This window comes from Streptomyces sp. NPDC031210, from assembly GCF_055570395.1.
Genome location: NZ_JBVIHH010000009.1, coordinates 141,860 through 157,088, shown reverse-complemented (window position 1 = coordinate 157,088; position 15,229 = coordinate 141,860). Strand labels below are relative to the sequence as shown.

Genomic DNA, 15,229 nt, shown 5'->3' with positions numbered 1-15,229 from the left:
CGGAGACCGCGAAGGCGGCCCCGTCCGACAGATAGGACACGATGAGCATGGCCACGAGGACGAACCCGCAGTCGCCTGCGCCGCACCCCGCCGACAGCCATGATCTGATCCGCGTGCACGGCGCGCGCGTGAACAACCTCAAAGACGTCAGCATCGAGATTCCCAAGCGTCGCCTGACGGTGTTCACCGGCGTCTCCGGCTCGGGCAAGAGCTCCCTGGTGTTCAACACCATCGCCGCGGAGTCGCAGCGGCTGATCAACGAAACCTACAGCGCCTTCGTCCAGGGCTTCATGCCGACGCTGGCGCGGCCCGAGGTCGACGTCCTCGATGGCCTGACCACCGTGATCACTGTCGACCAGCAGCGGATGGGCGGTGACCCCCGCTCCACGGTCGGCACCGCCACCGACGCCAACGCCATGCTGCGCATCCTCTTCAGCCGGCTCGGCAAGCCGCACATCGGCTCGCCCCAGGCGTTCTCCTTCAACGTCGCCTCGATCAGCGGAGCGGGTGCGGTCACCCTGGAGCGCGCCGGACGCACCGTGAAGGAGCGTCGCGAGTTCAGCATCACCGGGGGCATGTGTCCACGCTGCGAAGGCCGGGGCACCGTCTCCGACATCGACCTCACCCAGCTCTACGACGACTCCAAATCGATCGCCGAGGGCGCGTTCACCATCCCGGGCTGGAAGTCGGACAGCTTCTGGACCGTACGGGTCTATGCCGAGTCGGGCTTCCTCGACCCCAACAAGCCGATCCGCGAGTTCACCAAGAAGGAGATGCGCGACTTCCTCTACCGGGAGGCGACCAAGGTAAAGGTCGAGGGCGTGAACCTCACCTATGAGGGACTGATCCCCAAGATCCAGAAGTCGTTCCTGTCCAAGGACAAGGAGGCGCTGCAGCCGCACATCCGGGCGTTCGTGGAGCGGGCGGTCACCTTCACCACCTGTCCCGAGTGCGCGGGCACCCGGCTGAGCGAGGGGGCCCGGTCGTCGAAGATCAAGAAGATCAGCATCGCCGACGCCTGCGCGATGGAGATCCGCGACCTGGCCGACTGGGTCCGCGACCTGGACGAGCCGTCGGTGGCGCCGCTGCTGACCGCGCTGCGGCGGACCCTCGACTCGTTCGTGGAGATCGGCCTCGGCTACCTCGCGCTCGACCGGCCGGCGGGCACCCTGTCGGGCGGCGAGGCACAGCGCGTCAAGATGATCCGCCACCTCGGCTCCGCGCTCACCGACGTCACCTACGTCTTCGACGAGCCCACCTCGGGCCTGCACCCGCACGACATCCAGCGGATGAACGACCTGCTGCTGCGGCTGCGGGACAAGGGCAACACGGTGCTCGTCGTGGAGCACAAGCCGGAGATGATCGCGATCGCCGACCACGTCGTCGACCTCGGCCCCGGCGCCGGTACGGCGGGCGGCACCGTCTGCTACGAGGGCACCCTCGAAGGGCTGCGCGCCGGCGACACCCTCACCGGGCGCCATCTCGAGGACCGGGCCGCCTTGAAGGAGACGGTGCGCAAGCCCACGGGCGCGCTGGAGATCCGCGGCGCGACGACGAACAACCTGCGCGACGTCGACGTGGACATCCCGCTGGGGGTGCTGGTCGTCGTCACCGGCGTCGCCGGCTCCGGCAAGAGCTCGCTCCTGCACGGGTCCCTGCCGGGGCAGGCGGGGGCCGCAGGAGCGGGTGTGGTGTCGGTCGACCAGAGCCCGATCCGCGGCTCCAGGCGGAGCAACCCGGCGACCTACACCGGCCTCCTGGACCCGATCCGCAAGGCTTTCGCCAAGGCCAACGGCGTCAAGCCGGCCCTGTTCAGCGCCAACTCCGAGGGCGCCTGCCCCACCTGCAAAGGCGCCGGCGTCATCTACACCGACCTGGCGATGATGGCCGGCGTCGCCATCCCCTGCGAGGAGTGCGAGGGCAAGCGGTTCCAGTCATCGGTGCTGGAGTACCACCTCGGTGGCCGCGACATCAGCGAGGTCCTCGCGATGACGGTGACCGAGGCCGAGGAGTTCTTCGCCTCCGGCCAGGCGCACACACCGGCCGCGCACCGCATCCTCGCCCGGCTCGCCGACGTCGGGCTCGGCTACCTCAGCCTCGGCCAGCCGCTCACCACGCTGTCCGGCGGCGAGCGGCAGCGGCTCAAGCTGGCCACCCACATGGGCGACAAGGGCGGCGTCTACATTCTCGACGAGCCGACCACCGGCCTCCACCTCGCCGACGTCGAGCACCTGCTGGGCCTGCTCGACCGGCTCGTCGACTCCGGCAAGTCGGTCATCGTCATCGAGCACCACCAGGCGGTCATGGCGCACGCCGACTGGATCATCGACCTCGGCCCCGGCGCCGGCCACGACGGCGGCCGACTCGTCTTCGAGGGCACCCCCGCCGACCTCACCGCCGCCCGCTCCACCCTCACCGGCGAACACCTCGCGGCTTACGTCGGCACCTGACCGATCCCCGCCCGTGATCGGGGGTTGAGGAACATCGGAACGAAAAGCGCGCAGATCACAAGCTACTCACAAGCTACGAAAATCTTGTGTGAGGTGAGAGCTGCGCCCTGCGACGACAGGGCACAGGCGGGCATGAGCAATCCTTCGATTACGTGAGCTTTCGACAACGCACATGATCAAGGCATTCATGCCCGCCCCTCCGTGAAAAGGCGCCCTGCGCTATGACTTTGGCGAGGTGTCGGGCAGCACGCCGGAGATCCGCAGCAGCTTGCCTTCCCGGTTGCTGACGTAGATTCGGCCCTTGTCGCGGTCCAGCCCGACGCCGCAGACGGTGCCGAGGCTTTCGGCCACCACGCGCTGACGGCCCTTGGCCTCGCCGTCAGCCACGACGACCTCGTGCAGCTTGCCGCCGCCCGGGTAGGAGACGTATGCGTTGACCGCGCCATCCAGCGCTACGCGGACGCTATTCCCGAGATTGGTGGCCACGACCCGCGGGGCGCCGCCATCAGGCTTCAGGTCGACCTCGTACAGCCCGCCGAGGTCATACTGGCCGACGTACGCCTTGCCCTCGACCAGCGCTACTCCAGCGGCCCTCGGCACCTGCCACGTGCGCTGCTTCTGCGCCGGCTCGCTGTTCAGGTCGTACTCGATCAGCTTCCCGCTTTCGACGTCGGTGACATAGGCCCTGTTGCCCGGCAAGTCCAGCGCGACGCCGTACGCGTTGATGCCCTCGGCGACCGTGACCGGGGAGGCGGAGGGGTCGGACAGGTTCACCGTGAACAGGCGCTTGCCGCTGTAGTCGGTGACGTAGGCCTTGTTGCCCGGCAGGTCCAGCGCCACATCGTTGACCTGGCCCAGCTTCTCCAAAACCCAGTCCGTGGCGCGGCTGTCGAGATCCACCTTGTACAGCTTGCCGCCGTTGTACCGGTCGGTGACGTACGCCTTTTGGTTCACCAGGTCCAGCGCGAGGCCATCGGCCGTCCCCAAGCCGGTCGCGCGCTCGACGGGAGCCTCTTTCGGGCTAGCTTTCTCTTGGCCGTCGCTCTTGTGAAGAGGGTGATCCCTCATGTTGAAATTGAGCGTTTCCAGCTCGAAGACCTCGTGCACTCCGGCGAGGGTAGAAACGACCTCGGCTTCCCCTTTTTGCATAAAGGGCTTGCCTTCATCGGTCAGGTCGAAAGTCTCCGTAGGTGTACCGGTCTCGCCGAGTTTCCATGCGATCACCTTGGAGTACTTCGGTTCCTTGGCCTGTGGGCCGTCCGGCCGGGTCTCCTTAACCTCTACTGGCTCGGGGTAATACAGGGCGACCCACCCACCGAAGGAGATAGGGAATTCGTAGTCGAACCTCCTCACCTGGCGTCGCTGCGTGGCCAGGACATCTACCCGGCTGGCAACGTCCCCGCTCAGAGTGGAAGATGTTTTGAACGAAGTGGTCAACGAACCACTGACAGAAGCAGTGATCCCAAGCATGAGTTGTGCCGATAATTCCCCGGTGCCCGTGGCGGTACTCGTGGCTGTTGTCGTGTTCGTCATTTGTGACTGTGACTCGACGTCAACGCCCTGATTGTCCCTGCTGTTCTTCAGGGTAGTCTTCTCGGATTGGTTCATCGCCATACTCTTCTGCAGTTGCTGCTGCAGTGATGCCGTGGTTTTCGCCCCGAAGGTGAGCTGTACCTGCCCCTGGAGAGACCAGCTAATGGTGTTCGAAATCGAGAACTCGACGGTGTGTGACCATTTGGTGGGCGTGGGGTCGGTTCGATTGACGTACGTTTGCTTGGAGATCACGTCAGGAGGGGGCTGTACAATGTCACCCCGCTCTTCGACGAGCGGTACACCCACCGTCATGTAGGCGCGCCACCCGCGCTGGTGTGCCGCATTCTCCCCTTCGGGAAAGTCGCCGAATCGCCCCTTGTTCAGAGAGAACCCGGTAGGGGCGATATACCGGTCCTTTCCGTCTGCTGTTTTCTTCTCGGCCTTCCTCTTCAGTTTATCTTTGTCCCGCTCCAGGATGGCAGGGGCCTTATCGGCAATTTTGAGCTCCTTCAGGTTTCGCCCTGTGAGTGGGTGCCGGATAAATCGTTCGCCAAGATGAGCTGTACTCACGTTGTTCTTGGTGGCGCCGCCCATGCCCTTCGGCCTCCTTGCGTAGCAGAACTCAACGATGTGTCAGTGATTGTTTGTGAGCTGTTTCCAGCCTGATGTGACCGGGTGAGAACTCGGCAGGCTACCGAGCGGCTCCGTTGCTGCAGCTCAAGGGCCGGTTCATGAAACCGGGACATTTGATCGTCCCTCCGACCCTTGAGTTGGCTTCCAAATCGTCCCTCACTCCTTGGCCGGCCCATCGTCGGTCTTTTTGGCTTTTTTGGCCAACTTGTAGCCGTCCTTCTTCAGTTCTTCTCGCTCTTCCTCGCTGATCTTTGGTTGATCTTCGTCTCCAATCTCCACCTCCACCTTTTTGAATGCCTCATCCTTGGCCGAAGATGCCATACCGGACGTCGATTCGGGGTTTTCGCTGGCTTCCCGCTGTTTCGCGGATGCCTCCTGGGTGTTCTTGAACAGGGGAGTGAGGAAGTTGTTCATGATATTGAGCGCCTCAGGCGCCGTCTCGCGCACAATCTTCGGGTCACGTGCAGTCTCAGGAATGCCGTCGTACAGTTCCGGATCGACCCCTTCCCGCTCGGGCCAAGCGCCAGGAATTTTTTCGTACGCCTTTTGGGCGGACTCTTCGGCGGCCTTTGCTTCACTGCCGCCGCTTTCGAAGATGTTCTTAAAGGACACGATCTTCCCTCCGGATCTTTTTGGTGGACACGAAATCACCCCTTGCAAAGCGAATGATTTTTCTCGCCGTGGTTGAGTTTTTCACATTCGAAGACCTTATGCGCCCCCGGCGAGCGTAGCAATAATTCCTGCTTCTCCGTGCTTTGTGTAAACGGCTATCCTTTGTCGGGCAGGTTGAAGTTCTCCTTATTGCTGTCGCCGGTCTCGCCGAGCCCAGCCCTTCAGGCTCCTTGCGTCATCCACCGGTGCGCATCTGGATCTTCGTGTGCTGGCCTACCCCTGCCGTGATCTTTCTATCCAGATCGGTCTCCCATCGCCTGGTTACGAGCTGACTGTGGCACCATTTTCGGACCGCCATGACGGCTGAAACTGATCCCCAGTTGGTTTCCGATTTAACGAATCTCTGAAATGGCCCCACGTGCCACCTGCAACGACCAGCTTGGTTGGGCCCCTTCAGGACGTCATCGAACTGCAGATTGAGTTGAGTCCTGGCCAATCCGGTGGTGCCCATATTGAGCTGAAACTGATGGGTCTCTTGCTTATTCGTCAGGCGTGAGTTTCGGAAGTGGGGGACATGCCTCGACTGGCGCCCGCAGCGTAGGAGGACCTGCGGCTGCGGGTCGTTGCGCCGCTGGAACGAGTGCGGGTTCAGACGTACGGCAAGGCCGCGGCAGCCTTCAGGGGGCTCGAGCGGTCGGTGGGCACCTGGTGGCGGCTCTTCCGGGCGGCCGGCAGGCTGTCCTTCCTGCTGCCCAAGGAGGTACCGACCTCGCCCTGGATCGCATCGCCCGCCTGATCTCCTACGAGGCCGAACAACCCGGCGTACGCGTCACCATCACCAATACCGACGCCCCCGGCAGGGGCGGGCCCGTGGGGGGGCGATGCGGCCGCGGCCAGATCCGCCAGGCGTAGAGGGAGGGACAGAGGACCAGCTTGCGGCCCTCGCCCTCGTCCTCAAACGCCGTCGTGCTGCGGAACACCCGCCCCAGCTACCCGGCCGCCGCCGTCGCCCAGCTACGCGCCGAGGGCCACGACATCAAGGACGAGGACGTCGCCTGCCTCTCCCCGCTCAAGGACCGGCACATCAACTTCCTGGACCGCTACCTGTTCAACATCAAGGCCAGCGGGCCGGCCAGGGCATGCGGCCCTTGCGCGACCCGGATGCGGTTGAACCGGGAGGACACCGAAGACTGCCGAACGAGGAGGACACCGAAGGCTGAGGACACGGCGCCACGGCTTGTCGTACGGGCCGCGCCGCACGTGGTGCACGAGGCGGTGTGGAGGGCGGCGGCCGGTCCCAGCCGGCTGCTGGGCTCGGCCGGGTACTGGCGGCCGGACATCGTCACGACCAGTCTGCGGCTGCGGACACGTGCAGGGGTCGCCCGCCCGCCGGCAGCCTGGCACGGCGGCCTTCGCGCCGAGGGCCTCAAGTCGGGCCACCTCCGCCACTTGACCGTCGACGGGGTACGGCGCCAGGTCGAGATGGACGCGCTTCCACATGTCGTTCAGATGGGGAGTGCTGAGGAACTCCAGATACGGGCCGGCACCCTTGACGGAGCGCAGCAGCGCATGATCGTCGGTCACCTCGTGCAGGGTCCGGTCCATCGCCTCGCCCCAGAACCGGGCCATCGCCCGCGGGTCCGCGCAGTCGACGACCACCGCGGCGATCGGGCGTGTGGGTCTCGAATACCAAGACGAGGTAGGACAGGCTCACCTCCGAGCAGCGCGCCGCCCTCGCCGAGTTGGGCATCGATGGGGCAAGAGCTGTAGCGGCGACCACTCAGGCCGGTGGGGCCGGCCACGGCTGGTGGTCCCGCGCGGCCCATGGCGCCGAATCGCCTGCCGGTGGGGGAGCACTGACCGAACCTCGGGCCAGGCCCCCAAGTTCCTGCCTCAGCAGAGCCACCTTCCCCGGGAACTCGTCGCTCTCCCTTCAGCTCGGCCGACAGGGAAGGAGGGAAGGAGGGAAGGAAGGGTAGGGCGAGGCTTCGCTGCAGTCGCTCGGGGCTCGGGCGCGGCCTCGGGGCTCGGGCTCGGGGCCCGAGGCTCGGGAAGGATGTTCATGGACCTCCATGAACGCCCAGGCCAAGCCCACAGCAAGCCGCTGATGTGGCTGTTCGCGCGAGACGCGGGTTGACGGGCGGTTGCGTTGTCACAGGCTGTAACAGGCCCCTTCGCCGGGCGTGGGAACGGGTTTAGGTCTCCGGCCTCCGGCAAGAGGCGCCGGACGGGAGCCTCATGGGTGACGGACGGAGTGGCCGTCGCCTGGCTTCATCCCCCCACACCTGCCGGTTCTTCCGGCATACGAGAGGAAAGAGCACCACGTGAGTGAGAGCGCGAAGCACTCGGACAACGCGAACAACGCGAGGAACAAGCGGCGTTTCGTCTTCGGCCTGACCGGCGGAGTGGCGGCACTGGCCGTGGCCGCGACCGCGGTGGCGGCCTCCAACGGTGGGGCCGGCACGAGCGGGGACTCGTCCGCCCAGTCCCTGAAGGTGATGAGTCTGAACACCTGGCACGGTGGCGCGAAGGTGTCGGACGGCGTCAACAAGATTGCGCAGCAGGTCAAGTCTTCCGGCGCCGATGTCGTCGCGCTGCAGGAATCCTCCAGCCCGGTCGCCAAGGAGATCGCGGGCAAACTGGGGTGGAAGTACCACACGGCCAGCGGCACGGACGTCGATGTCATCAGCAAGAAGGCGATCGAGAAGACCGACTCGTTCTCGAAGGAGTCCTCCGGGGCGAAGGCGATCGCCGCGAAGATCCAGGGCGTGTGGGTGTACTCGATTCACCTCGACTACACGAAGTACGGCCCGTACAACGCCTGTTTCGACGAGGACAGCTACCAGCAGATCTACGCGGACGAGGCGAGCCGCAAGGCCCAAGCCCAGGACATAGCCAAGTGGACCGGCTCGGCACCGGCGGTCGTTGCGGGGGACTTCAACGCGCCCTCCCATCTGGACTGGACCGAGGGGACCAAGGCCAAGCACTGCGACTCGGCGGTCGAATGGCCCGCGACCAAGGCTTTCGCGGACAAGGGGTTCAAGGACTCCTACCGTGAGCTGCACCCGAGCCCTGCGAAGGTGCCGGGGAACACCTGGTCTCCTGTGACCAAGAAGAACAGTGACTACGGCAACAAACCGGAGCCGCAGGACCGCATCGACTTCATCCTGCACAGGGGTGGCTCGCTGAAGCCCGTAACGTCCCGCACCTTCGGGGGCGGCTCGGGCTGGCCCTCCGACCACCTGGCCGTCCTCACCACCTTCCACCTCTGAGCGACCCACGCCCGCCTTCGCAGCAGTGACGGTGTCTGACCAGGTACCGACCGCCGCTTCGGGAGGCGGCGTGGAACACACCCTCCAGGCTGGGGCGTGGGCTGCCTTGCCCAGCCCCAGCCTGCAATCTGTCAGCTCCGTTGAGCCTCTGGCCGTTGCGGGTCCAGGCGTTGTCGACGCCGGCCTTGCTACTGATCAAGAGGGCTGGTCGGCGTCGTTCCCACGGTCCCTGACCCGAAGTGGTCAGGGCTCACGGGCGAAGGTCGCGCAGTCTGGACACTCGTCGAGGTATCGGTGGCGGCATTCGACAGTGTGCTGGAGGAAGACGATCGCCTGTTGCCTGCTGATGACTTCCTTTTCGAGCGCTGCGATCTTCGCTCTCACGACCTTCTGCGCCTCTGATTTCTTCGGAGCCATCGCGGCGGTGACCTCGGGCAGGGAGAGCCCAACCTGCCGCAGTTTCAGCACGGTTCGTGCCTGCTCCAAGGCATCGTCGTCATATACGCGGTAGCCGTTCGCGTCTCGGCCCACGGTGAGTGCCCCGACCTGTTCCCAGTGGCGCAAGACGTGTGTTTCGACGCCGAGCCGCGCGGCGGCTTCGCCGATCGTCATCACTCGCCCCTTGCCTTCAGGTCGACCTGAACCTCTAGCTTCTCAAGCATGCATGATTCCACTTGTCTTGGTGATGCTCCGGCCGGAACGGTCCTGGTAACCGGCGCTACAGGCAACGTCGGCCGTGAGATCGTCGCGCGTCTCGTAACCCACGAGACGGCTGTGCGGCGCCTCGATCGCAGCCAAACCGGCGCGTCGCACGCAGGCGTGGAGTCGGTGGTCGGCGACCTGACAGACCCCGCTTCCGTTCGCGAAGCACTCGTCGGAGTCGACACCGTCTTTCTCGTTTGGCCCCTGCTGGACTGCGCCGCTGCTGAGCCGCTGATCACGGAGCTCGCCGCAGTGGCACCGCGCCTGGTCTACCTGTCCTCGACAGCCATCGACGATGACGCTGATCGCCAAAGCGATCCGATCGTTCAGGTGCACGCGGATATGGAAGCCCTGCTCCGTGGTGCGGGGCTTTGTCCCACTGTGTTGCGCAGCGACACCCTGGCGTCCAACACGCGTGGTTGGGCGGCACAGTTGCGATCGGGTGATGTGGTGAGGGGCCCGGATATTGAGCGCACAGCAGTCGTGGACGAGCGTGATGTCGCTGCGGCGGCTGTGGCGGTCATGCTCGGGCACCATAACGGGTTTGTTCGCGACACCTACTTGTTGACCGGACCCGAGCTTCTCAGCAGAGCTGAGCAGGCCGACATCCTTGGCGCCGAACTCGGACGAGACGTGCGATTCGAAGCAGTCCCGGCGGATCTCGCGCGGGCACGAATGCTGGCGGACGGTCGTCCGGAGCCGCTTGTCGATGCCCTGATCGCGGCGTCGGTGCGACGACTCGAATCGGACCTCATCACAGACCATGTCCAACGTCTCACCGGCCGGCCGTCCCGCACCTTTGCTCGGTGGGCCGCCGACAACCGAGGCGAGTTCGGACGGCAGACGTGATCAGTCCTGTCGATCAGCTTCCCACCGACGTGATGACCGCAGCAGGCAAGGACGGACCAGTGGGTCAACCGCTACCGCCGGCACGGTGAACTCGGCCTGCTGGACCGCCCCTCAACACCGCACCGACAGCCGGCCGTCACGAACTCCGAGGTGGTGGCCGGGATCGAGTAACTCCGGCGCACCCAGACGCGGTCGGCGTCCCGGTTCGTCTTCGCGCTTCAGGCAGAGGGAATCTCGGTCAGTCGCCGCACGGTGTCACGGCACCCGAAGCACTTCCGATAAGAAAGCCGGGGTCGGGGTCCTGCGCCGGGCCCGCGCCCGGTTCGCCGCTCGCGGGACCAGCCGCCCCACTCCAGCCGGCTTCGGCGCGCGAACCTGGCGGTGACGAAGCCGACCTCACACCGGGGGAACACGTGACCGCCCATCGGAGGCAGGACTCGCACTCGCGGACATCGCCGACCCGCCCCCAACTTCGACCTCATCGACGACGTCGCGGCTGACCCCAAGGCCATCACCATGCACTTCGACCAGATCGCCAACCACCCCTCACAGGGCTGACAGGCAGCGATGAATTCGCACGCAGGCCCGAGGGGGGACCGCCTAAAGTAAGCGGCATGACGCTGCAACTTGTTCAGGTGAACTTCAAGGCCCGGGACGACTCGGCGCTCGGCCAGTTCTGGGCGGAGGCGCTCGGCTGGGGTGTTTCCAGCGAAGGGCCCGGCGTCACCAACCTGGAACCCGTGGGCTTCGACTGGCCGGACCCGTCCGCCGTCTGCATCGATCTCGTCCGCGTCCCGGACCCGGAGACGGTGAAGTGCCGCGTGCACATCGAACTCGCCACCACCTCCGACGCCCATCAGGCGGAGTTGGTCGCACGTCTGAAGCAACTCGGCGCGACGCCCGCCGATGTGGGCCAGGGCGACCTGCCGTGGACGGTGATGGCCGACCCTGAAGGCAACGTGTTCAGCGTCCTGGAGCCCCGGGAGCGCTACCGGGACACCGGGCCGATAGCCGCCGTGGTCGTCGCCTGCGCCGACCCACGGGCCATGGTCCGGTTCTGGGGCGAGGCGATCGACTGGACCGTCCACGAGCTGACCGACGACCGTGCCCTGCTGCGCTCCGTCAAGGGCGTCGGGCCGTACCTGGAGTTCCGCCGCACGCCCGACGACGAGGTCGTATGGAACCGCATCCACCTCGACGTGATGTCCGACCCCGTCGAGGATCAGGCGAGAGAGGTCGCCCGGCTCGAAGGCCTCGGCGCTCTACGGGCCGACGTGGGTCAGGGTGACGTCTCCTGGGTCGTCCTGGCCGACCCGGCGGGCAACGAGTTCTGCGTCCTCGGCCGGGGCTGACGCGGAAGTCCGTCCGCGCCCTCATGGTGGTGCGGCAGTGCGCGGTGCCGGGCCCCCTCCCCGGCCGCCGACTCACGGCAGCCTGATCCACGCGTACAGCAGGAGAGCCCCTTTTCGTGTGCCGCTGATGCCATGGCGGTGAGGAAGGTGTGGGCGGGCATGGCCAGAAAGACGCCGTCGCCGGCCCACGGACCGTCGTCGATCCGGTCATCGAGCATCAGCATCCACATAAACCAGCTCAGCATGACCGCTTCCACGTCCCGTCGATCGCCCAGTCGCACAGCCGGGTGTAAACGCCCTTCCACGACCCGTAGTCCGGCGGAAGGCGCCGCCATGGCGCGCCGGTCTGGTTGGTTCCATGCGATCGCGTCGATCACCTGCCGGTGATCGCGCTACCGGCCGCCGCGACGCGGCGACCGGTCAGGGAGCAACGGCTCGATCCACGCCCACTGGGCATCCGTCAACGGCACATCCCCACAACGCTCAGGCGATCTTCAAAAACACGATCCAGGCATCGCCTCGGACGTGTCACGAGGCGCGTGGCAGCGCGAGCCAGTCCTGCCAGGTGATGTCGCGTCCCAGATAACGGGGCTGCTGGAAGGGCCAGTAGGCGGCGATCCACTGTGGCACCAGCGCGTCGAGCGCGCGTTCCTCCTCGCTGCCGACGAGGTCGTCCACCACCCACCAGGAGATCTCTCCGTCGGAGCCGGTGCGTTCGGGCGGGTCGATGTAGACACAGCCGAGGATCGCCGTCTCCTCCTCGTCCAGCAGCGCGTAGTTGAACGACTGGTGCGCGGCTATCTCCTTTTCGTGCCGCAGCAAGTCGATGCGGTCCTCTTCATAGGTCATCGTCTCCTTGGGCCAAGCCCAGGCCGGGCCGAAGATCTCCCACAGGCGCTCGCGAGAGCCCATCACGGCGGGGTAGTCGATCGCGGTGTCCGCCTCCCGGATCGGCCGCAGGTGAAGCGCGGTGTCGGGCACGGGCACGTGGACGGGGTGGACGAAGTCGTCAGGTAGCCAACTCATAACGGCGAGGCTACAACCGGTCAGCTAAGGGCGAGGCTACAACCGGTCGGCGCGGGACGATCCAGGCGGCGCGGGCGCCACCGCGGACGACCACCGGGCTTCGAGGAGGGCCCGCATTGCCAAGCCGCCCTGTACATCGCAGCAACCCTCCTCTGGGCCAAGGCATCCAACAGACAGGCCGGCCCCGGGACCGGCTGCGGTCGCGGGCCGTCTCCCCCCCCGGTGACTCAATGAGATGTCACTAAGGGGTCAGTCCGGCTTCGGCAGGGATCGCAGACGTTGCATCTGGGCGTGGCTGAGGTCGTACGCACGTCGCATGTGCTGGGTGATCACCTTGAGTTCGTCGTCGGTGTGGTCGTGGAGAAGCGACTCCCATGCCTGGCCGAGGTCGTCCCACACGGCGGTGACGCGGGCGACGCGGTCAGCGACCGGGGCGACCAACACCCGACGGCGATCCTGCTGGTCGGGTGTGCGGGCCACGTAGCCCCCTCGCTCCAACCGGTCCACCAGCCGTGTGGCTGAGCCTGTGGTCAGGCCCGTCATATCGGCGATCTGCTTCACGGTGCGCGGTCCGGGTTCGGCCGTCAGCAGGCTCAGGAACTGCACGTCGGTCGGGTGCAGCCCGAGGTGGTCGGCAACGGCCTGGTTGAACAGCACATACGCCGCCAGGTAGCGGCGTGATTCCTTCGACAACTCTTCGTACAACTGAGCCCGGCGCGAGCCTGTCACCTGGATCACACTCCAAATCACTGCGCGGCGCAGCAATCTCGTCGTAGAGTCTATTGCGTGACGCAGTTAATGCGTCGCGCATCGATTCTAGCTGTTGGGAGAACCATGCTCACCATCGCCGTCACCGGAGCCACCGGAGCCCAAGGTGGAGCCACGGCCCGCGCCCTGCTGACCGCAGGCCACCACGTGCGCGCCCTCACCCGCCACCCGGGCTCGCCCGCCGCCGACGCCCTGCGCGGCCTGGGAGCCGACGTGCGCCACGCCGACTTCGACGACCGCGCTTCCCTCGACGCCGCCCTCTCCGGGACGGACTCCCTCTTCGCGGTCACCACCCCGTTCGGCACCGACACCACCGCCGAAACCCGGCAGGGCAGGGCCCTCGTCGACGCCGCGGTGGCCGCCCGCCTCGGGCACATCGTCTTCACCTCCGCCGCCCACGCCGACCGGGGCACCCTGGTCCCGCACTATGAGAGCAAGAGCCTGGTCGAGCAGTACCTCCACACAGCCGATGTGCCGTGGACCGTGATCGCCCCGGCGGCCTTCATGGACAACTACGCCAGCGGCTGGACCCTCGACGGGCTGCGCGACAACACGTTCGCCTGGCCCATGCCCGCCGACCGGCCACTCACGCTCATCCCCGCCGCCGACATCGGCGCGTTCGCGGCCCTGGCCCTCCAGCGCCGCGACGAGTTCGCCGGCCGCCGCATCGACATCGCCTCCGACGAGTGCACCCCCAGCCAGATCGCCGAGATCCTCGCGACAGCCACCGACCGGCCGATCGCCCACCAAGAGGTCCCGCTCGCCCACGTCCGTACCCGATCCGCGGACCTGGCAGCCATGTTCGAGTACTTCACCACCGTCGGCCTCGATGTCGACGTCGCCGGCCTGCGACGCGACTACCCCGAAGTCGGCTGGCACGGCTTCGCCGACTGGGCCGCCGGCCAGCAGTGGCCCTCACTTCTGGCCCCCACCGCGCCGAATCAGTGAAATCCCCACTCAAAGGCGCACACCTGCCCTTACCTCTGAAAGAACGTCAACACCTCTGAAGGAACGTCAACGTGAAGCCCATCGGCTACTGGCTCAACCGCACCGACAAAGCCCTCACCCGCTATATGAACGACATGCTGGAGGAATTCGGCCTCACCAGGATCGCCTGGCAGATCCTCCACGTCATCCACGACACCCCTGGGGTCGCCGACACCGAAGTACTGTCCGTTCTCTCCGCCAACGCTGACGTCCGCACGCTGACCGCCGCCATTGACGCCGTGCTCGTCGATGGCTGGGCGACCCGTCCCGCGCCGGACCGGCTCTCGCCCACCCCCGATGGCCGTCAGCGCCTGGCCCGCGTCGCCGAGCGCGTCGACGCGTTCCGCGAACTCTCCACCGCCGGCATCTCCCCGGACGAGTACCGCACGACCGTCCGCGTCCTCGAACGCATGACCCGCAACCTCGAAACCGCGACGGGCGCCGCCTCCACGCCATGAGGCGGCCGGCGATAGCCGCCACCTGGACTCCGGTAGAGGTCGACCGCCCACCCTTCCCGGACGTGCCAGAGCGGATCGCCGCCGTGGCCACCGAGGCACACTCGTGCCTCGGCTTCCAAGCCCACCGTGGAGCCGTCGCCCTCGCCCGAGCTGTTGTCGAGGCCACTGCCAAAGCCAAGGGTGTCACGTCCGGCTTTCTGATGCAGTGTTCCAAGGCCCCGCACAAATGCAGGCTCTCGCGAAGAGCAGCAAGGGCCGAAGGCAGCGCAGCACCCGTAGTGTTCGGGCAACTTCCCGAACGTCTTATGACGATCAACCGTTACCCAGCGTGGCGGCGTCACAGAAGTTGAGCCAGAACCCGAGTTCGGGAGGCACCCGCTGCTGACGCGATGGGCACGTGTGCCGGTGTTGGTCCGGCAGGCGCTCCAGTACGACTCCCTTGCGTCAACTGCAAGCGAGTGGAACATCGAGGCCCGCACGGAAGAGGCTGAGCGGGAGCTGCTGCGTTCCGTGCAAGGGACGGTGAAGAAGATCGTTCGCCGCAGGCGAAGCCAACCCCTGAAGACGACAAGAAGCTCGGGGCCGGC

At 66.2% G+C, this 15,229-nt stretch carries 12 protein-coding genes and 4 pseudogenes; 9 read left to right on the top strand and 7 right to left on the bottom strand.

What is annotated here, in order from left to right; genetic code table 11:
- Positions 1–41 precede the first annotated feature (41 nt).
- Positions 42–2,450, top strand: a complete 2,409-nt coding sequence (locus ACZ45Z_RS18550) for an ATP-binding cassette domain-containing protein (protein WP_468363228.1) — start codon at positions 42–44, stop codon at positions 2,448–2,450.
- 219 nt (positions 2,451–2,669) lie between these two features.
- Here ACZ45Z_RS18550 and ACZ45Z_RS18545 read toward each other — a convergent pair whose 3' ends face one another.
- Together ACZ45Z_RS18545 and ACZ45Z_RS18540 are read right to left on the bottom strand one after the other, a co-directional pair.
- Complete coding sequence (locus ACZ45Z_RS18545) at positions 2,670–4,577, bottom strand: hypothetical protein (protein WP_468363227.1); 1,908 nt, start codon at positions 4,575–4,577, stop codon at positions 2,670–2,672.
- A 195-nt stretch (positions 4,578–4,772) separates the two neighbouring features.
- Positions 4,773–5,228: a hypothetical protein gene (locus ACZ45Z_RS18540; RefSeq protein WP_468363226.1), complete on the bottom strand. Its 456-nt coding sequence runs from the start codon at positions 5,226–5,228 to the stop codon at positions 4,773–4,775.
- 640 nt (positions 5,229–5,868) lie between these two features.
- Between ACZ45Z_RS18540 and ACZ45Z_RS18535 the strand changes: the two genes are divergently transcribed.
- Both ACZ45Z_RS18535 and ACZ45Z_RS18530 read left to right on the top strand, forming a co-directional pair.
- Complete coding sequence (locus tag ACZ45Z_RS18535; protein WP_468363225.1) at positions 5,869–6,024, top strand: hypothetical protein; 156 nt, start codon at positions 5,869–5,871, stop codon at positions 6,022–6,024.
- Between the two features lie 121 nt (positions 6,025–6,145).
- Positions 6,146–6,448, top strand: a pseudogene (locus ACZ45Z_RS18530) (Tn3 family transposase); the annotation flags it as partial.
- A gap of 121 nt (positions 6,449–6,569) precedes the next feature.
- Here ACZ45Z_RS18530 and ACZ45Z_RS18525 read toward each other — a convergent pair.
- Positions 6,570–6,911 (bottom strand): annotated as a pseudogene (locus ACZ45Z_RS18525) (VOC family protein); the annotation flags it as partial.
- A 641-nt stretch (positions 6,912–7,552) separates the two neighbouring features.
- On the opposite strand from ACZ45Z_RS18525, the gene ACZ45Z_RS18520 reads away from it, so the two are divergent.
- Positions 7,553–8,500, top strand: coding sequence for an endonuclease/exonuclease/phosphatase family protein (locus ACZ45Z_RS18520; protein ID WP_468363223.1), 948 nt, complete (start codon positions 7,553–7,555; stop codon positions 8,498–8,500).
- A gap of 243 nt (positions 8,501–8,743) precedes the next feature.
- On the opposite strand, the gene ACZ45Z_RS18515 is transcribed toward ACZ45Z_RS18520, so the two are convergent.
- Positions 8,744–9,112: a MerR family transcriptional regulator gene (locus ACZ45Z_RS18515; protein WP_468363221.1), complete on the bottom strand. Its 369-nt coding sequence runs from the start codon at positions 9,110–9,112 to the stop codon at positions 8,744–8,746.
- A 48-nt stretch (positions 9,113–9,160) separates the two neighbouring features.
- Between ACZ45Z_RS18515 and ACZ45Z_RS18510 the strand changes: the two genes are divergently transcribed.
- The 3 genes and pseudogenes from ACZ45Z_RS18510 (at position 9,161) to ACZ45Z_RS18500 (ending at position 11,403) form a co-directional block, all read left to right on the top strand.
- Positions 9,161–10,051, top strand: coding sequence for an NmrA family NAD(P)-binding protein (locus ACZ45Z_RS18510; RefSeq protein ID WP_468363219.1), 891 nt, complete (start codon positions 9,161–9,163; stop codon positions 10,049–10,051).
- A 69-nt stretch (positions 10,052–10,120) separates the two neighbouring features.
- Positions 10,121–10,222: pseudogene (locus tag ACZ45Z_RS18505) on the top strand (hypothetical protein); the annotation flags it as partial.
- Positions 10,223–10,665: 443 nt separating this feature from the next.
- Positions 10,666–11,403: a VOC family protein gene (locus ACZ45Z_RS18500; protein ID WP_468363217.1), complete on the top strand. Its 738-nt coding sequence runs from the start codon at positions 10,666–10,668 to the stop codon at positions 11,401–11,403.
- A gap of 238 nt (positions 11,404–11,641) precedes the next feature.
- On the opposite strand, the pseudogene ACZ45Z_RS18495 reads toward ACZ45Z_RS18500, so the two are convergent.
- The 3 genes and pseudogenes from ACZ45Z_RS18495 to ACZ45Z_RS18485 all read right to left on the bottom strand — a co-directional run.
- Positions 11,642–11,740: pseudogene (locus tag ACZ45Z_RS18495) on the bottom strand (transposase); the annotation flags it as partial.
- Between the two features lie 191 nt (positions 11,741–11,931).
- A complete protein-coding gene (locus ACZ45Z_RS18490; protein WP_468363215.1) occupies positions 11,932–12,429 on the bottom strand; it encodes a GNAT family N-acetyltransferase in 498 nt (165 codons plus the stop codon).
- 249 nt (positions 12,430–12,678) lie between these two features.
- Positions 12,679–13,158 carry a MarR family winged helix-turn-helix transcriptional regulator gene (locus ACZ45Z_RS18485; protein ID WP_468363213.1) on the bottom strand — a complete coding sequence of 160 codons (480 nt, stop codon included), beginning with the start codon at positions 13,156–13,158 and terminating at the stop codon, positions 12,679–12,681.
- A 105-nt stretch (positions 13,159–13,263) separates the two neighbouring features.
- On the opposite strand from ACZ45Z_RS18485, the gene ACZ45Z_RS18480 reads away from it, so the two are divergent.
- Both ACZ45Z_RS18480 and ACZ45Z_RS18475 read left to right on the top strand, forming a co-directional pair.
- Positions 13,264–14,145 (top strand): NmrA/HSCARG family protein, encoded by an 882-nt coding sequence (locus ACZ45Z_RS18480; RefSeq protein WP_468363211.1) that lies wholly within the window; start codon positions 13,264–13,266, stop codon positions 14,143–14,145.
- Positions 14,146–14,216: 71 nt separating this feature from the next.
- Positions 14,217–14,642: a MarR family winged helix-turn-helix transcriptional regulator gene (locus ACZ45Z_RS18475; RefSeq protein ID WP_468363209.1), complete on the top strand. Its 426-nt coding sequence runs from the start codon at positions 14,217–14,219 to the stop codon at positions 14,640–14,642.
- Positions 14,643–15,229: the final 587 nt, after the last annotated feature.